General features: G+C 39.0%; 16 protein-coding genes. 6 read left to right on the top strand and 10 right to left on the bottom strand.

Annotated features, from left to right (window positions below; all coding sequences use genetic code 11):
* The first annotated feature begins 23 nt into the window (after positions 1-23).
* Positions 24-245 carry a translation initiation factor IF-1 gene (gene infA, locus PCI70_RS06250; RefSeq protein WP_004718087.1) on the top strand — a complete coding sequence of 74 codons (222 nt, stop codon included), beginning with the start codon at positions 24-26 and terminating at the stop codon, positions 243-245.
* Between the two features lie 219 nt (positions 246-464).
* Here the strand turns inward: infA and leuB are convergent, their stop codons facing one another.
* The 7 genes from leuB to PCI70_RS06215 all read right to left on the bottom strand — a co-directional run bounded on the left by leuB (position 465) and on the right by PCI70_RS06215 (position 6,593).
* Positions 465-1,541 carry a 3-isopropylmalate dehydrogenase gene (gene leuB / locus PCI70_RS06245; protein WP_269914478.1) on the bottom strand — a complete coding sequence of 359 codons (1,077 nt, stop codon included), beginning with the start codon at positions 1,539-1,541 and terminating at the stop codon, positions 465-467.
* 14 nt (positions 1,542-1,555) lie between these two features.
* Entirely contained in the window at positions 1,556-2,137 is a 582-nt protein-coding gene (locus PCI70_RS06240) for a hypothetical protein (RefSeq protein ID WP_269914477.1), read from the bottom strand.
* 82 nt (positions 2,138-2,219) lie between these two features.
* Positions 2,220-2,870 (bottom strand): 3-isopropylmalate dehydratase small subunit, encoded by a 651-nt coding sequence (gene leuD, locus PCI70_RS06235; RefSeq protein WP_269914476.1) that lies wholly within the window; start codon positions 2,868-2,870, stop codon positions 2,220-2,222.
* A gap of 11 nt (positions 2,871-2,881) precedes the next feature.
* On the bottom strand, positions 2,882-3,421 hold the full coding sequence (locus PCI70_RS06230; RefSeq protein ID WP_269914475.1) for a YbhB/YbcL family Raf kinase inhibitor-like protein: 540 nt from the start codon (positions 3,419-3,421) through the stop codon (positions 2,882-2,884).
* A 15-nt stretch (positions 3,422-3,436) separates the two neighbouring features.
* On the bottom strand, positions 3,437-4,855 hold the full coding sequence (leuC, locus tag PCI70_RS06225; protein WP_269914474.1) for a 3-isopropylmalate dehydratase large subunit: 1,419 nt from the start codon (positions 4,853-4,855) through the stop codon (positions 3,437-3,439).
* A gap of 230 nt (positions 4,856-5,085) precedes the next feature.
* Positions 5,086-5,802, bottom strand: coding sequence for a hypothetical protein (locus tag PCI70_RS06220; RefSeq protein WP_269914473.1), 717 nt, complete (start codon positions 5,800-5,802; stop codon positions 5,086-5,088).
* 131 nt (positions 5,803-5,933) lie between these two features.
* Positions 5,934-6,593: a hypothetical protein gene (locus PCI70_RS06215; protein WP_269914472.1), complete on the bottom strand. Its 660-nt coding sequence runs from the start codon at positions 6,591-6,593 to the stop codon at positions 5,934-5,936.
* A gap of 140 nt (positions 6,594-6,733) precedes the next feature.
* Here PCI70_RS06215 and PCI70_RS06210 point away from each other — a divergent pair, with 140 nt between their 5' ends.
* On the top strand, positions 6,734-7,597 hold the full coding sequence (locus tag PCI70_RS06210) for a LysR family transcriptional regulator (protein WP_269914471.1): 864 nt from the start codon (positions 6,734-6,736) through the stop codon (positions 7,595-7,597).
* On the opposite strand, the gene PCI70_RS06205 is transcribed toward PCI70_RS06210, so the two are convergent.
* Positions 7,589-8,239 (bottom strand): HAD family hydrolase, encoded by a 651-nt coding sequence (locus PCI70_RS06205; RefSeq protein ID WP_269914470.1) that lies wholly within the window; start codon positions 8,237-8,239, stop codon positions 7,589-7,591. The genes PCI70_RS06210 and PCI70_RS06205 overlap by 9 nt on opposite strands.
* Before the next feature lie 171 nt (positions 8,240-8,410).
* On the opposite strand from PCI70_RS06205, the gene PCI70_RS06200 reads away from it, so the two are divergent.
* From PCI70_RS06200 to PCI70_RS06190, 3 genes are all read left to right on the top strand, one after another.
* Complete coding sequence (locus PCI70_RS06200; protein WP_269914469.1) at positions 8,411-8,884, top strand: RNA pyrophosphohydrolase; 474 nt, start codon at positions 8,411-8,413, stop codon at positions 8,882-8,884.
* A gap of 35 nt (positions 8,885-8,919) precedes the next feature.
* The gene (ptsP, locus tag PCI70_RS06195) at positions 8,920-11,220 is read left to right on the top strand and encodes a phosphoenolpyruvate--protein phosphotransferase (RefSeq protein ID WP_269914468.1); all 2,301 of its coding nucleotides are present in this window, start codon (positions 8,920-8,922) and stop codon (positions 11,218-11,220) included.
* Between the two features lie 373 nt (positions 11,221-11,593).
* Positions 11,594-13,111 carry a catalase gene (locus PCI70_RS06190; protein ID WP_269914467.1) on the top strand — a complete coding sequence of 506 codons (1,518 nt, stop codon included), beginning with the start codon at positions 11,594-11,596 and terminating at the stop codon, positions 13,109-13,111.
* Between the two features lie 31 nt (positions 13,112-13,142).
* Here the strand turns inward: PCI70_RS06190 and PCI70_RS06185 are convergent, their stop codons facing one another.
* The gene (locus PCI70_RS06185; RefSeq protein ID WP_269914466.1) at positions 13,143-14,186 is read right to left on the bottom strand and encodes an MBL fold metallo-hydrolase; all 1,044 of its coding nucleotides are present in this window, start codon (positions 14,184-14,186) and stop codon (positions 13,143-13,145) included.
* A gap of 205 nt (positions 14,187-14,391) precedes the next feature.
* Here PCI70_RS06185 and hcaR point away from each other — a divergent pair, with 205 nt between their 5' ends.
* The gene (gene hcaR, locus PCI70_RS06180) at positions 14,392-15,282 is read left to right on the top strand and encodes a DNA-binding transcriptional regulator HcaR (protein ID WP_269914465.1); all 891 of its coding nucleotides are present in this window, start codon (positions 14,392-14,394) and stop codon (positions 15,280-15,282) included.
* Here hcaR and PCI70_RS06175 read toward each other — a convergent pair.
* Positions 15,274-16,005, bottom strand: coding sequence for an SDR family oxidoreductase (locus PCI70_RS06175; protein WP_269914464.1), 732 nt, complete (start codon positions 16,003-16,005; stop codon positions 15,274-15,276). The two genes, hcaR and PCI70_RS06175, sit on opposite strands and share 9 nt — an antisense overlap.
* Positions 16,006-16,024 lie beyond the last annotated feature (19 nt).

Raw genomic sequence — 16,024 nt, 5'->3', positions numbered from 1 at the left:
ATTTTATATTATTTAGGTAGGCTATGGCCAATAAAGAGGAACTAATTGAGTTCGAAGGCGTTGTCACCGAAACGCTTCCTAACACTATGTTTCGTGTACGTTTAGAAAATGGTCACGAAGTCATTGCTCACATTTCTGGTAAAATGCGTAAACACTATATCCGTATTTTAACTGGCGATAATGTGAAAGTTGAAATGACTCCATACGACTTAACAAAAGGTCGTATTACTTACCGTGCACGCTAAGTATTAGTCGAAGCAAAAAAGCCACTGTATGAAGTGGCTTTTTTTGTTTTTGGGCTATAATAAAAGCAAGCTGAAGCATTAAGTAAGCTGCTCTAGAGGGGCGTTACTATACTTTCTTTAAACCTTACAGAGGATGATTCTTCATAGTAACGCAAAGAAAGAGTAAGACCTCCCACAATGCGAGAGGCAAAAGTCCCCGTTAACCACACGGGGCATTTTTTATAATGCGCTTACAACTGCCTCACCCATCGCTTTTGTACCTACTTTGGTCATGCCTTCAGACATAATATCGCCTGTACGGATACCTTGATCAAGTACTTTACCGACAGCATCTTCAATTGCTTGTGCTGCAGCTTCTTCACGGAAGGTATAACGAAGCATCATTGCTACAGATAAAATAGTCGCAAGCGGGTTAGCAATATCTTGTCCTGCAATATCAGGTGCAGAACCATGACAAGGCTCATACATCCCTTTACCGTTTTCATCTAAAGAAGCAGACGGTAACATCCCAATTGAGCCTGTTAGCATTGCAGCTTCATCAGATAAGATATCACCAAATAAATTACCCGTTACCAATACATCAAACTGTTTAGGTGCACGCACCAATTGCATCGCAGCGTTATCTACATACATATGCGATAAATCAATGTTTTGATACTGAGCTTGCTGTAAATCGGTTACTGTTTGACGCCATAACTCTGTGACTTCTAAAACGTTTGCTTTATCAACAGAGCAAACCTTTCCACCACGTAACTGCGCTAACTCAAATGCCACTTTTGCAATTCGCTTAATTTCAGATTCTGAATAAACGTCTGTGTTATAACCTTGCTTTTCGCCATTTTCTAATTCACGAATACCACGCGGTTGACCAAAATAAATACCGCCTGTCAATTCACGCACAATCAGAATATCTAAACCTGCCACAATTTCAGGTTTTAAGCTTGAAGCATCTGCCAATTGCGGATACAAAATTGCAGGGCGTAAATTTGCAAACAAGTTCAGTTCACTACGGATTTTTAACAAACCACGCTCAGGACGGATTGAACGCTCAATTTTATCCCATTTTGGACCACCTACAGCACCTAATAAAATAGCATCAGCTTTTTGTGCTTGTTGGCTTGTTACCTCAGGGTATGGCTGTCCATGAGCATCAATGGCTGCGCCACCCAACAAACCCTGTTCCCACGTTAACCCTAAGTTAAATTTTTGGTTAACTGTGGTTAAAACAGTTTCTGCTGCTGCAATAATTTCAGGACCAATTCCATCGCCTGCTAAAATAAGAATATGTTTAGACATCTCGTTTTCCATTTTTAAAATATTGTTTTTTGCTCCGCAAACTCGCCCAAACCTGTTAGCACATTATATGGCTTACAAAAACGGCGTACTGTACGTTTATCATCTAACAATGCTACACATAACGGGTCTGGGGCAGATACATTGAGTAAACTACCTGTACCACGGCTTCGGGCACGGTACATATTAAACGTATAGGTATGTCCTGCCATAAATTTGTGAATCACCGTAATTTTTTCTGCACGGTCTTTAGAAATTGGGTAAAAACGAATAACCACTTCGTTTTGTCCCGCAGGTACAGTTAAATAAATTGAGTTTGCTTGCAAAGTTGTAAGTTTGGGTTTTAAGCGAATGTATCCTTTTTGAATCGCATCATGGTTCACAAGGTGCGTACTTTCATTCACAATTTCGGTACGATTAATCCGCTCAAATTCGCAGTTTTCTGTACCTGTACAATAAATTTGTATATTGGTATTTGTGACTGGTTTCGGTGCTGTATAAATATTGACAGTATCTAAAGCACGTTGTGTATGTTGACATGCACTCAGTAATACCGCACACCCACCTAAAAGTAATGCTCGTCCCACAATGTTTTGCATGATATTGCCCAACCTTACAGCTCACTTTGCCTAAAAATGATGGCTCATGTTAGCAACAGTCGGGCAATTTCGCTATAATTTATTAACCTTGAATTTCTGCAAACACCCAAGGACGTGACTGCTTGGTTTTTTGCTCATAATCTTTAATGACTTCGGCATCTTGTAACGTCAAACCAATATCATCAAAACCATTTAATAAGCAGTGCTTACGAAACGGATCAACCTCAAATTTAAATGTTGTTCCATTTGGTGTGCGTACTTCTTGTGCTTCTAAATCAACCGTGATGCTATAGCCTTCGTGTTCAGCACATTCTTTAAATAACTGCTCGACTTGGTCTTCGGTAAGCACCACAGGCAACATACCGTTTTTAAAACAGTTGTTAAAAAAGATGTCAGCAAAACTTGGTGCAATTACGGTACGAAAACCATATTCATTCAATGCCCAAGGCGCATGCTCACGGCTAGAACCACAGCCAAAGTTTTGACGAGTAATCAAAATTTTAGCATCTTGATAGCGAGATTGGTTCAATACAAAATCAGGATTAATCGGACGTTTTGTATTGTCTTGCCCCGGATAACCTTCATCTAAATAACGTAATTCATCAAATAAGTTATCACCAAAACCTGTGCGTTTAATCGACTTTAAAAACTGTTTTGGAATAATTAAATCGGTATCTACATTGGCACGGTCTAATGGTGCAACAATACCTTGTTCTACTGTATATGCTTTCATGCGAAATTCCTCTAACGACCGTAGTAGCCAATAAACTGTGATTTTGCAATAACTTTGCCATTTAAACTAAACCCAAGTACCGCAGGTGTCACTGTATTGGGTACATCTAAGGTTGTGTTTAAAGCATAAAGGGTAAAAATGTAACGATGTGGCTGATCACCTACAGGTGGGCATGCGCCAAAGTAACCTTGTGTCCCTGCATCATTTTTTAATTGCTGTGCATTGTGTGGCACCGTATTACTTTGAATATGCGTCACGGTTGGGTCGATGTTATAGACATTCCAATGCCAAAAACCACTACCTGTAGGTGCATCGGGGTCATACATCGTTACCACTAAAGATTTTGCCTCTTTAGGTACATTTTTCCAACTTAACTCAGGGCTTGCATTGTGTCCTTCACAGCCAAAGGCATTGGCAACGTGTTGTATATTAAGTGTCTTAGATGGACTATAAAGTTGCATTGTTGATGATACGGGTGCATCAGGTTGTTTAATATCTAACGCATAAGCCGAACTAGACACCATTAAACTCAACAAAACACGGCGTATCATCTGCATCACCTTGAATTAAAATGTACGAACATCAACAAAATGACCTGCAATCGCCGCTGCCGCTGCCATTGCTGGACTCACTAAATGTGTACGGCCGCCATTCCCCTGACGCCCTTCAAAGTTACGGTTTGAGGTAGAGGCACAATGCTCTCCTGCTTGTAACTTATCTGCATTCATTGCCAAACACATCGAGCAACCCGGCTCACGCCATTCAAAGCCTGCGTCTACAAAAATTTGGTCTAAACCTTCTTTTTCTGCTTGTGCTTTAACAACGCCCGAGCCCGGTACAATCATAGCTTGCTTAATGCTTGATGCCACTTTACGACCTTTAACCACTTCAGCCGCTGCACGCATATCTTCAATACGTGAGTTGGTACAAGAACCAATAAACACACGATCAAGCTGAATCTCTGCCAATGCCTGACCTGCATTTAAACCCATATATTGATAAGCACGCGTCCAATCTTTACGCTGAACTTCATCTTTGGCTTGTTCTAATGTAGGCACAGCTTGCGATACAGGAATCACCATTTCAGGTGATGTACCCCAAGATACCTGAGGCTCAATCTCTTCACCTTTTAATACTACAACCGTATCAAAGTGTGCATCTTCATCAGAATGTAGGGTATTCCAATACTCAACCGCTTTATTCCAATCTTCACCTTTTGGTGAATACGGGCGGTCTTTTACATATTCGATAGTTTTTTCATCAACACCTACTAAACCAACACGCGCACCTGCTTCAATCGCCATGTTGCACACCGTCATACGTCCTTCAATCGACATATCACGGAAAACCTGACCACCAAATTCAATAGCATGACCTGTACCGCCTGCTGTACCAATTTTACCAATAATGGCAAGAACGACATCTTTAGACGTTACACCTTTGCCCAACGTGCCATCTACACGTACAAGCATGTTTTTCATTTTCTTTTGAACTAAACACTGCGTTGCAAGTACATGCTCTACTTCTGATGTACCAATACCATGTGCCAAACAACCAAATGCACCGTGTGTCGCTGTATGTGAATCGCCACACACAACTGTCATACCTGGTAATGTTAAACCTTGCTCAGGCCCCACCACATGCACAATGCCTTGACGTACATCGTTAATACCAAATTCAACAATGTTAAAACTTTTGCAGTTATCGTCTAATGTTTGAACCTGAATACGTGATGTAGTGTCTTCGATCCCTGCAATGCCTTGTTCACGTTCTTTTTTAGAGGTTGGCACGTTATGGTCAGGCGTTGCTACATTGGCACTCAAACGCCATGGCTTTCGACCTGCAAGCTGTAAACCTTCAAATGCTTGTGGCGATGTTACTTCGTGTAAAAGCTGACGATCAATGTAAATTAAGCTTGAGCCATCGTCACGTTGCTTAACTAAATGGTCGTCCCACAATTTGTCATATAAAGTTTTGCCTGCCATGTCGTGCTACTCCATTGGACTGGGTAATTTTTCTTAAGTATAGCAAGGGTTTTTTATAAATCTAATTTATCATTTTTATACGTTAGAAAACTTTTTGGAATGATTTAGTCATCTCCTCCATCATCTGAACTATCAGCATTATGAGAGTCATAAGAATCAGAGTTATGGTAACTTGAGCTTGCATCTGATGAAGTAGAACTATTCCAACTTGAACTAGAATCTGAACTACTCTAACTTGAACCTGTACCTAACCAATCGATAGGTTCGGATTGATAATCTTTAAATAATTGCTCCAATACAACATTTGAAACAAATGCAGTCGTTGCTATTTCACTTGTTTTAAACGATTCGTTGAGATGATAATTTTCTTTGATGTGTAAAATTTCCCTTAAACTGTAAGCCACACCACCTAAGTTTTCTAATGTCCAATCTAATAAAAACACATCAGGTAAACGGTTTGACCCGACGCCTCTCCCTTTTTTATTTAGTGCATGGTAAGTATGTAAATATGCAGGTACTCTACGATAGTTTCTTAACTTAACATGTCTTATTTTTCGTCTATACCGGCTAAACTTAAAATCTCTAAAATCAGGATTCGCTTCATAATTCCAAAACCGATTTAAATGTCTGCATGTCATTTTTTTAGATAATTCGGTATGCGCTTGATAAGTTAAAATAAACTCATTTAGTACATAAGATGATGAGACATAGTTTTTATTTTTACCTTTATGAATGCAAATAAAATCCCAAAATGCATGTTCAATTTCTTTTTTTTGCATTGGTGTAATAGAAAAACCTTTTGATATAAAGCTCTCCCAAATTTGATCAGGAATATTAAATTTTCTTTTTTCAAAAGAATAAGGAACAATTAACATACTAAAAGTGGCTGATAAAACGAGCTCTACAAGAAATTGTTCTTTTTTTAAACCAAAATTTAATGCAAACAATAATACATCTAACGTTGGCATAACTTGTAATAACATGATCTTAAATAAAAACTACCGTAAAAAATTCTTTAAATATTGCATTGAACACCAAATATCTTAATCATCATTATTTTATAAAAATAAATTCTAACTTAATCACATCCGCTACTACTATCAGAAGATGAGTCGCTGTTCCACATAAAATCAATACTACTATTTGTATCGCTATTAGAATAAGACGAACGGCGTGTTTTAATTTTAAAAAACTTCCTAAACCAAGTCCTGTAACGGTCTGACTTTTTTAAATCAAAAGACAAATTTGAAAACAATACAGAATGATCAAATATTTTGGCATCTTTAAGCTGATCTTGTAGCTGTTCATCTATCTTAAATAAACGAGGTAACTGACAAGATGGCTTCACCTTGTTTAAGTAACATGCCATTTTAAATGTTGATGCTAATGCAGATTTTTGTTCATTTACATAATAACGAGGTACATCAGATAAAAACTGTTGCCACATCGTTTGATAGGCAACACCATGACGTGCGTAGACTTTAATAAAGTGATGAACTGCATGTGATGGTAGGTAGTATCTTTTTTTATCCAACAAATATAGGGCAATAAAATCTTTAAAACCTGCCACAATAAGTTGGTACTGTTTTTGGGTTAAACGAGGATAATTTGCTTTAAACGCATCTTCGACATCTTGAGGAATTTTATAACGATTAAGTTGCCACAACCGATAACTTATTTTGAAGTAACGCCAAGGGCGGTAAGATAGTAAAAAAAGCCCTGTTACAAATGCCGTCACCCCTAAAATAAAACTTAAAAAATCCCCAAATAAACAGGCAAAAATAAAGCAAAGAAAAAAACATCTAAGTAGACCATAACAGTCTGTATAATTATAACGCCGATAACTCAATCAATACCCCTTTGATTTACAGGAAAAATATGAACCTTGCTGCGTTTGAAGCTTTTATTAAAGTTATGGAAACAGGTGCTATTTCAACTGCTGCCGATCAGCTGTTTATTACACAACCTGCAGTCACCAAACGTATTCATAGTTTAGAACAATATTTTGGTATTTCTTTATTTGAAGCCGCAGGACGAGGTATACAACCCACCCATGCTGCCCACACGTTACTGCCTAAAGTAAAAATTTGGCTCAATGAACTTAAAGAAATGCAACATACCGTAAGCCATGAACAGCATCATATTCAAGGCACATTACGGTTGGGTACAAGCCACCATATTGGCTTACACCATCTTGCCCCTTACCTCAAAAAATACGCCCAACTTTACCCACAAGTTACCCTTGATGTACGTTTTGTAGATTCAGAGCAAGCACACGAACAAGTTTTGGCAGGCGACTTAGAAATTGCATTTTTAACCCTACCGCCGCATGGTGATGAACGTTTGACCTATCAACCCATGTGGGAAGACCCTCTTATCTTTGTAGTGGCACCTTTTCATGCCTTAGCACAAGCTAAAAACTTACAGCTACAAGACTTAATGCATTATCAAAGTTTATTGCCTGCGGCAAAAACCTATACTAGTCAAATTACATTAGCCGCCTTTGAACAACAAGGGCTTAAGCCTAAAATTATGATGCGTAACAATCCTTTAGAATCCATTCGTATGTTGGTTTCTATTGGTTTGGGTTGGTCGGTATTGCCTCAAACTTTACTCAATCAAGACCTGCACCGCCTAGACATTAATTTAGAGCTTAAGCGCGAGTTGGGCTTGGTTTGGCATCCTGCACGCACACAGTCCAAAGCCTTACAAGCCCTCATTGAACTCGTTAATTTACAATGACCAATCTGCAATACGCCAGCCTTTTTCTTGTGCAAGTGCCAATAATCGCTCATCAGGATTAACCGCAATAGGATGTGTGGCATGTTCAAGTAAAGCACGGTCATTTATAGAATCTGAATATGCCCAAGATTCTTCTACCTCTTGCCCTGCTAACCACTCATTTAGACGCGTAATTTTACCTTCTTGATAACACGGCACACCTGCTACTTTGCCCGTATAACGCCTATCTACATATTCAGCACGCGTGGCAATCACGTTATGAATATCAAACGCATTAAAAATAGGCATGGTAATAAAATCACTCGTTGCTGTAATTCCGACTACAGTATGCCCAAGCGATAAATGCGCTTGAATGGTTTTTGCACCTTCAGGGCGCATTTGTGGTGCAATTACATTTTGCATAAAACGCTGATGCAATGCCTGAAGTTCATCATCGCTATGCTGTGTTAAAAATTCAAACACAAATTCATTATAAGCAATTGGGTCTAACTGCCCTGCCTTATAATCTTCATAAAACTGATCATTCATCTGACGATGGCGTACAGGATCGACTAAACCCTCATTGACTAAAAACTCGCCCCATGAATGGTCTGAATCGGTATTTAACAAGGTATGATCAAGATCAAATAAAGCCAATTTCATAAAAATTCTCGTTTAATCTGAAAAATAAAGAAAAAAAATGTAAATCAATTCTCGCTAATGGCAAGAAATTCGTTAAGATCATAGCAATTTTTAACAATATTCTTTGGTCTTTTTTTGAGATGGATTATCCCCGAACAAAAGACAACTAGAAAACAGATTTAGGAAAGCCAAATGATCGACTCTGAAGGTTTCCGACCCAATGTCGGGATCATTTTGGCAAACGATAACGGACAAGTTTTATGGGCAAAACGCATTGGACACAATGCATGGCAATTTCCACAAGGTGGTATCCAATACGGAGAAACACCCGAACAGGCACTTTACCGAGAGCTTGAAGAAGAAGTCGGTCTCTTGCCAGAGCACGTCCAAATTATTGCGCAAACCCGAGGTTGGTTGCGTTATCGTCTGCCTCACCGTTACATTCGGATTGGTTCAGAACCCGTTTGTATTGGACAAAAACAAAAATGGTTTTTGCTGAAATTGGTGGGTTCACCCCGACATATTCAGCTTAATTTATCCGATCCACCCGAGTTTGATCAATGGCAATGGGTGAGTTATTGGTATCCACTAGGACAAGTAGTAAATTTTAAACGTGACGTTTACCGTAAAGCGATGACAGAACTGTGTAGATATCTACCTCATTAAGTCACTGCTGTTTTTATTGCTCGGAGTATGCTTTTATGTCGAACATGCAACTAGACACCCTAAGACGAATTGTCCAAGAAATTAATGCGTCTGGCGGTTTGCATGAATCCTTAGAGATTATGGTCAATCAAGTCTCTGCCGCTATGGATGTTGATGTCTGTTCGATTTACCTCCTTGATGAGCGTAACCAATGTTATGTTCTTATGGCAACCAAAGGCTTAAACCCCGAAGCAGTCGGTACAGTATCGTTACAATCAGGCGAAGGCTTAGTAGGCTTAGTCGGACAACGTGAGGAAATTGTTAACCTAGACAATGCGGCTCAGCACACGCGTTATGCCTACTTTCCACAAACAGGTGAAGAACTCTATCACTCGTTTTTGGGTGTACCTGTCATGTATCGCCGCCGTGTGATGGGTGTTTTAGTGGTACAAAATAAAGCGCCTCAAGACTTCAGTGAAGCTGCCGAATCGTTTTTAGTGACGCTATGTGCCCAGCTTTCAGGTTTAATTGCACATGCCCATGCTGTGGGTAATATTGATGTCTTTAAAAAAGTGTCTAGCTCCAATATTGCCAATTACAAAACCTTTAAAGGTGTTTCAGGCTCAGGCGGCATTGCACTTGGTCGCGCTATTATTTTATATCCCCCTGCAGATTTAAGTGCTGTTCCCGACCGTGAAGCAGAAGATATCAGCCAAGAGCTTAATTTACTTCATCAAGCGATTACTTCTGTACGTACAGAAATTCAATCACTCGATGAAAAAATGAAAGATGCACTCATGGCAGAAGAACGTGCCTTGTTTAGTGTGTTTTTACGCATGCTTGATGAAAATGCTTTGCCTGCCGAAATTCAAGCAGAAATTAAAGATGGTATTTGGGCACAAGGTGCGGTTAAACGTGTCATTGATAAACATATTTCTTTGTTTGCACAAATGGAAGATGACTACTTACGTGAACGAGTATCCGACTTAAAAGACTTAGGACGGCGTATTCTTGCCTCACTGCAAGAGTCAGATCCAAGCCACCGAGAGATTAGCTCCGAAAGTATTTTGATTGGCGAAGAAATTAGTACAGCGGCATTAGTTGAACTGCCTGTCGATAAAATTGCTGCAATTGTAACCAGCGAAGGCGCTGCAAACTCCCACATGGTGATTGTGGCACGTGCACTTGGCATTCCTACTGTGGTTGGCGTTACAGAGTTACCCATCAACACCCTTGACGATGTGGAGATGATTGTAGATGCTTATCAAGGGCGTGTGACCATTCACCCACCACGCAGATTACGCCAACGCTATAAAGAAATTCAAAAAGAAGAAGAAGAAATTGCCAAAGACTTAAAACAATATGAAACTAAAGACGCGATTACACCCGATGGTGTACCCATCAAATTATTTGTAAATACAGGCTTAATGATTGATGTGATCCGTGGCGTACAACGTGGGGCAAAAGGCGTTGGTTTATACCGTAGCGAAATTCCATTTATGCTACGTGACCGCTTTCCTGGTGAAGAAGAACAACGCACCATTTACCGTCAGCAACTGAGTCACTTTGCGAATAAACCTGTGATTATGCGTACCCTTGATATTGGTGCAGACAAGGAATTACCGTATTTCAGTATTGATGAAGATAACTCTGCACTCGGTTGGCGTGGTTTACGTTTTACTCTTGATCATCCCGAAATTTTTTCTGCACAAATTCGTGCCATGCTCAAAGCAAGTATTGGGCTCAATAACTTACATATTTTATTGCCGATGGTCACTAGTGTCAGCGAAGTAGAAGAAGTACTGTATTTACTTGAACGTGATTGGATGGCAGTACAAGAAGAAGAACAAGTTAAAATTGCCAAACCTAAAATTGGAATTATGGTTGAAGTACCAAGTATTTTGTTCCAAATCAAAGAATTCGCTCAATTAGTCGATTTCTTCTCGGTAGGCTCAAATGACTTAATTCAATACTTACTCGCTGTTGATCGTAATAACCCACATGTATCGGGAGTGTATTCACACTACCATCCTGCTGTTTTACGTGCTTTGTCTTATCTTATTCAAGAATGTCAAAAATACGATAAACCGATTAGCGTATGTGGTGAAATGGCAGGCGATCCACTGTCTGCAATACTTCTTATAGCCATGGGCTTTAATACACTGTCTATGAGCTCAAGTAATATCTTAAGAGTGAGAAAAGCAATTTGTCATGTGTCATTAGAAGATGCAGAGCAATTACTCCAAGATGTCATTCATTTAGACAATCCACTTGTGGTAAAAAGTAAAATTGAGCACTTTTTTAGACAACATGGTTTGCATGACATGGTCAAAACCGATCGCCTTATTTCTGCATAGTTGGTTAAGATATGGTTTAGAAGTATCGTTCTACTTCTAAACCAATGCATATAGTTTAACCTCTAAATTCAAAAATCTGATTTTTTGTAAAATCATTGAATAATCAAAATAAACTGTGTTTTAAATTCTAAAATGGCTGTCATCTAAATACAAAATGTAGCGGTACACTATTCAAATTAAACCAATCGTTTTTATCTATTAAAAACATAGCTTTTATCTATTTAACAACAATATAAAAATGACGTATTTTTACAATAACGTGATAGTGATTTTTGCAATTTCGTGTAACAGTAGTTAAGATTTTTTATACGCTTGTTTATTCTTTTTATTTACTACAAAAACAGCAAGCCCTTACAACAAGGAGTCAGCAATAATGAGTAAGTGTCCTTACCATCAAACAACAACAGCGGGTTCACCCATTGCAGATAACCAAAACAGCTTAACGGTTGGTTCGCGTGGACCTGTGTTAATGCAAGATTGGCAACTTATCGAAAAACTTGCACATCAAAACCGTGAGCGTATTCCTGAACGCACGGTACATGCCAAAGGTTGGGGAGCATTTGGTACATTCACACTTACAAAAGATTTATCAGAATATACACGCGCTAAAATTTTTAATGGTGTTGGCAAACAAACGCCAATGTTAGCGCGTTTTTCTACCGTTGCAGGTGAACACGGTGCTGCAGATGCAGAACGTGATGTACGCGGTTTTGCATTGAAGTTTTATACAGAAGAAGGCAATTGGGATTTAGTGGGTAACAATACCCCTGTGTTCTTTGTACGCGATCCGTTAAAGTTTCCAGACTTTATTCATACACAAAAACGTCACCCACGTACTAACTTACGTTCACCCACTGCAATGTGGGATTTTTGGTCGCTTTCGCCAGAAAGCTTACACCAAGTGACGATCTTGATGTCTGACCGTGGTTTACCAACAGATGTGCGTCATATCAATGGTTACGGTTCACATACTTACTCATTTTGGAATGAACAAGGTGAGCGTTTTTGGATTAAATTCCACTTTAAAACCCAACAAGGACACCGTCATTGGACGAACCAAGAAGGGCAACAAAAAGTAGGTGAAAGCCGTGAAACGACACAAGAAGATTTGTACTATGCGTTAGAAAATGGCGACTATCCACGTTGGACAGTACAAGTACAAATTATGCCTGAATTAGATGCGCATAATACTAAATATAACCCATTCGATTTAACCAAAGTGTGGCCACATGCCGATTATCCACCTATTGAAATTGGTCACTTTGAATTAAACAAAAACCCAGAAAACTACTTTGCACAAGTAGAACAAGCAGCATTCTCACCGTCAAATGCTGTGCCTGGGATTGGTTTTTCACCAGATCGTATGTTGCAAGCGCGTGTATTTAGTTATGCAGATGCACATCGTCACCGTTTAGGGACACACTACGAAAATATTCCTGTTAACCGTCCTGTATGTCCTGTACATACCTACCATAAAGACGGACAAATGAATATTCAAGAGCATTTCCCTAACCCAGATGCTTACTACGAGCCAAACTCATTTGGTGGTCCAACTGAAAATCCAGACGTGAAAGAACCGCCTTTACGTTTAGATTCAAATGTTATGGATCATTTTAACCATCGTGAAGATGAAGGCAATAACGATTACGTACAAGTAACAGCATTGTTTAATTTGTTTGATGATGGTGAAAAATCTCGTCTATTTGGTAACATTGCAGATGCAATGCAAGGCGTACCAAAAGAGATTATCGAACGTCAGCTTGTTCATTTTGGACGTGTACATCCAGATTATGAAGCAGGTGTCCGCAAGGCACTACGTGAAAGTGGTCACAGCTCATATCAACAAGAAGATGGCAGTGAAGGCGAACAAAACGACGGTCACGCAGAATAAAAAAAGAAGCCCTCAATATTGAGGGCTTCTTTTATACCGTTAATTTTTTGCCTTCATGAATACAATAAAACGGATTCATCAATTTAGATGAATATTTAACTGCATGCTCTAACACTTTTTCGGGCTGATCTCTTGGCTCATCTGTAAGTTGAAATGTACGATAATGAATTGCCACCGAACGCTGTGCCTGTAAGTCCATATGTGCTTTTAAAGCATCATACGGATTCATATGCATATACTCCATCAGCTCTCTAGGTTCATATGCACCAATTGGTAAAAGTGCTACACGAGGTGCACCTAATTTATTATAAATTTGCTTGAAATGAGGTGAATAGCCTGTATCACCTGCAAAATAAACATATTGCTTACCCTGCTTTAAACAAAAGCTCCCCCATAACGCTTTATTCTGATCTCTTAAACCACGCCCAGAACCATGCTGTGCAGGCGTATATAAAATTTCAAAATCTTTAAAATGTGCACTTTGCCACCAATCTAGCTCAATCACATTAAACTCTTTTGGCAAATAATAACGATTACCTAATCCTGTATAAATAGGCATAGCAAACTGATCATGCAACCACTGTAACGTGGCAAGATCCATATGATCATAATGATTATGGCTTAATAACACCCCGTGAATAGGCGGTAAATGCTCCAAAGCAATCCCTGCAGGACATACACGTTTTGGACCTGTTCCCTTTTTAGGACCTGCGTACTCTGCCCAAACAGGATCTGTTAAAAAATTATATTCTCCAATCTGAATGAGCACAGTTGCATGCCCCACAAACCAAACTTTCCATTGATTGGGCACGGTTGCTTCAGGTACCTCATGCGGTTGCGCCAAACAGTCCTCAAATTCTTGTTCTATATTGATATTCCAAGAACTAGACTGACGTGATGCAATCCACTTAAACAAACGCCACTTACTACGTGTCACTGTTTTTGGAATTTGATTATGAAACTTACCATCCTTGAAATGCACAGAATGCTCAAAGTCTGGTTGAGGGCTAGAAATAGTGTGTGACCAACTGTTTTTTACAGGCAGTTGATAGTGGAGTACTTTAGATTTATTCATGCCTTCTTTTTAATTTTTTAATCAGATTAAAGAATGTTGGTATCAACAGATATTAGCATTAATAGCGCAAAAATTTGTGACATGATGTAGTCTCATTTAAGTTTTATTCATCGGACTTGGTTGTTTTTTAAACTTCAAAAAGAAACAGATTGTTCTATACTGAACAATAAATGTAATAAAAACTCTATTTTTTGGGATTGGTCTAATGGAACTACGCCATCTACGGTACTTTATTACTGTGGCAGAAGAACTTAATTTTAGTAAAGCTGCATTAAAACTTTTTACAGCACAGCCTTCTTTAAGTCAACAAATCAAAGACTTAGAAGAAGAAATTGGTGTAAGATTGTTTAACCGTACTAAACGAAAAGTAGAACTAACAGAAGAAGGTGCGGTATTTTTAGAACAAGCCCGTTTAACTATGGCACAAGCCGAGCGTGCTGTTGCAATGGCGCGCCAAGCCCACTTAGCTAAACAACAAATTTTACGTATTGGCTTTATTACTGCTGCTGAAATTCGTATTTTTCCTAAAATTTTGCCGACATTTAGAATTCAGCATCCAACACTTAAAATTGAACAGCAAATCTTGCATGATTTAGAGCAACATAAAGCACTTAAAAAAGGCGATTTAGATATTATTTTTAGCCGTCAACAAATTGAAGCTAAAAATATTAAAAATCATGTTGTATTTAAAGATGAGCTTGCACTTATTTTACCGAAACAACATCCGTTAGCACAGCTTGAGCGCATCCCTGTTAAAGAACTCGAAAAACTCAACTTTATTGTGCCAACATCAAATACCTTTGCCATCATGAACCAAGCAGTAAGTGAGTTTTTACAAGCCCATCACTTACACTTAAATGTTCATACAGAAACACAAAATATTGTAGATAGTTTGGCATTAGTCAACTCAGGTGTGGGTTGTGCAATTTTACCTAAATATGTTGATCCATTTAGTAGCTTACCTAATCTTGCAGTCCGCCCTTTAGAGATTGACTTACCAACGCTTGATTTAATTGTAAGCTACCGTACCGACACCATGACGCAACCTTTAAAAGAATTTATTGAAATTTTAGCTGCTGCGTTTCCACTACACTAGACCGCCATTTGCCCGAAGCGTTTGTCCATTGATCCACGCACCATCTTTACTTGCTAAAAAGGCAACTGTGGCTGCAATATCATCAGGTTGGGCAAGACGTTGTAATGGGCTTGCTTGTGCCATGCGTTCAATTAATTCTGGCGATTTTTCATTTAAAAATAAGTCAGTCGCAGTTGGACCAGGTGCAATGGCATTTACACAAATATTTTTACCACGTAATTCTTTAGCAAAAATAGCAGTCATGGTTTCTACGGCTGCTTTAGTTGCCGCATACACTGCATAGTTTTCAAGTTTCAAACCCACAACACTGGTCGAAAAATTAATAATCCGCCCGCCTTCGCGCAAATACTGTGCTGCTTCACGCAACGTATTAAATGTCCCTTTTAAATTCACATTTATTTGCTGATCAAACATATCATCTGTGGTATCTGCTATGGGAGCTAATTGCATAATCCCTGCATTGTTTACCAGTACATCCACACCACCATAAACCTGAATGGTCTGCTCAAATAATGCTTTAACTTGATGTGGTTGCGCAATATCGGCTTGTAGTGCAATAGCTTGACCACCTGCTTGTTCAATTTCTTCAACAACTCTTAACGCAGATTTGGCAGTTTGAGAGTAATTGACAACTACTTTAAACCCATCTGCTGCTAGGCGTTTTGCAATTGCCGCACCAATACCACGGCTTGCCCCTGTTATAATTGCAACTTTATTATCCATTCTATTTCTCATTTAAGTT

It is taken from the genome of Acinetobacter sp. HY1485 (genome assembly GCF_027568475.1).
Taxonomy (GTDB): domain Bacteria; phylum Pseudomonadota; class Gammaproteobacteria; order Pseudomonadales; family Moraxellaceae; genus Acinetobacter.
The sequence above is the reverse complement of the archived record's forward strand: the minus strand, read 5'-3'. Positions and strand labels throughout refer to the sequence as shown.